The sequence below is a fragment of the Microcystis sp. M49636_WE2 genome, assembly GCF_030065375.1.
In the GTDB taxonomy this organism is placed as follows: domain Bacteria; phylum Cyanobacteriota; class Cyanobacteriia; order Cyanobacteriales; family Microcystaceae; genus Microcystis; species Microcystis aeruginosa_C.
Genome location: NZ_JASJFG010000995.1, coordinates 1 through 2,012 on the forward strand (window position 1 = coordinate 1; position 2,012 = coordinate 2,012).

Sequence of the window (2,012 nt, forward strand, 5' to 3'; positions counted from 1 at the left end):
AACAAGATTCTACTAGGCTGAAGCTTCTGCCAGAAAGACTAGCGATCGCCGAAAAGTTTGCCGGTGTTCGCTATTGGCTTATACTAACGAAGGCTTCGATAATTCTCAAGGTAGGTTCGGGTGTTCGATGCTTGCTCAGTTTACCTTCACTGTCACCACCAGCGATCGCAATTACCCCGACAGAGATAATCTCTCGAGTCAATAGTTTAAATCAATCTTCTCATTATTAAGTATTTAAACTTAATTATTCACGATTCCGTCAGTGTCTTGTAAGTAAGGATTATTGTTAGATGGACTTCTCGATCGCCACACTCCTCTCTCATCTTAGTGATGATAAATTAGCTACGGGTAAAATTCTCGAAAAAAAACTGGGCTGCGAAGACAATCCCGAAAGCTGCGAAAAATTGCAAGTGATTCTCGATGCTTTGGAACGTCTGGGAATGGTTGCCAAAGAACGCGGGCGCTATCGTCGTGTGATCGAGGAAAATATCGTAGAAGCAAAGCTGCGCTGTTCCAGTAAAGAATTTTGCTTTGCTATCCAAGATATCGAAGATGCTGATGACATCTACGTCTCGAAAAATCATCTAAGTAACGCTTGGAATGGCGATCGAGTTTTAGTCAAAATCATCCGCGAGGGGACCCGTCGTCGTTCCCCAGAGGGAGAGGTGAGATTAATTCTCGAACGGGCTAATCCTTCGCTTCTAGCGCAAGTAAAACAGGAAAATGAGCAGTTCGTGGCGGTTCCCCTCGATGATCGCCTGAAATTTACCCTTAATCTCCTCGAAAATGGTCAAAATCTCCTAGAAAACATCGATCACCTCGTTCATGTTTCCGTCCTCCGTTATCCCCTAGGGGAAATGCCTCCCATCGGTAAAGTTACTCGGATTCTCGGTTCCACGGCCGAGTCCGCTGCCGATACAGATATCGTCTCCTGTAAACACGATCTACCCCATAATTTTCCGCCGGAAGCCCTCGAAATTGCCGATAATTTAGCGGATTTCTTCGATAGTGGCGAAAAAGAACAACTGCGAGATTTAACCCCACTCTTCACCTTTACCATCGAAGATGACACCCCCCTAGATTATCCCCCGATCATTGAAAATGCCTTTTCTTTAGAGAAAATCAACCAAAATCGCTGGCGAGTCGCCATTCATATCAGCGATGTCACCCGTTACATTGAACGGGGCGGATTATTGGATAAAGTTGCCAAAAAACGGGGAACTGCCGTCTATTTAGGCGAAAAAGTGCTGCCATTAGTCCCGGCTGCCCTTGCCAGTCGTTGTTCCCTGTCACCCCAAGAACAGCGCCCCGCTATTTCTATCCTCGTCACCCTCGATGACAAGGGGGAGCTAGTGGAGTACGAAATCATCCGCAGCCTCATCCAAGTGGATCAACATTTTACCTATCAACAGGTGCGCGATCTGCTCAGTGAAGAAGATAGCGCAGCTGCCCCCACCGATACCGTTGAAACCCTGAAAGATTTATTTTTCAGCGTTTGCCCCACCCTAAAATCCCAACGTCTGCAGCGGGGTAGTTTTGATATTCAATTAGACAAAATCTCTCCCTACAAAGACGAAGGACGGGGGGGGACTGTTCTCGCTTCTAATAATTTACCTGCCCGTTCTTTACTGACAGAAGTGGCGATTTTAGCCGGCAAAGTTGTCGCTGAACATTTACAGGCCTTAAAATTGCCCTGTATCTACTGTGGACAATCGGAACCGGATTGGGATGAATTGGAGGATTTACTCAAATTAGCCAATAATTTAGGGGCAGAATTAAATTTAACTGCCGAGGAGGAGATTAAACCCAATGACTATCAAAATCTCACCCGCACTTTTTCCGCTTCCACATCGGTGAAAGTCCTCAATTATCTCCTGCAAGAAACTCTCAAATTAGTTAGATATAGCAGCCATCCTTTACCCCATTTTGGTTTGGCCTATACTGGCAATTATACCCACTGTCTCTCACCCCTGCAAAGATATGCCGATCTTTGGGTACAACGGGTGTTAAAA

The 2,012-nt window shown here is 45.7% G+C and carries 2 protein-coding genes; both read left to right on the plus strand.

The window, feature by feature from the left end:
* Positions 1-230, plus strand: a 230-nt coding sequence (locus tag PX484_RS22850; protein ID WP_288105667.1) for a hypothetical protein, incomplete at its 5' end; no start/stop codon positions are given.
* A gap of 60 nt (positions 231-290) precedes the next feature.
* The coding region (locus PX484_RS22855) for a ribonuclease R family protein (RefSeq protein ID WP_288105670.1) at positions 291-2,012 on the plus strand (1,722 nt) is incomplete at its 3' end.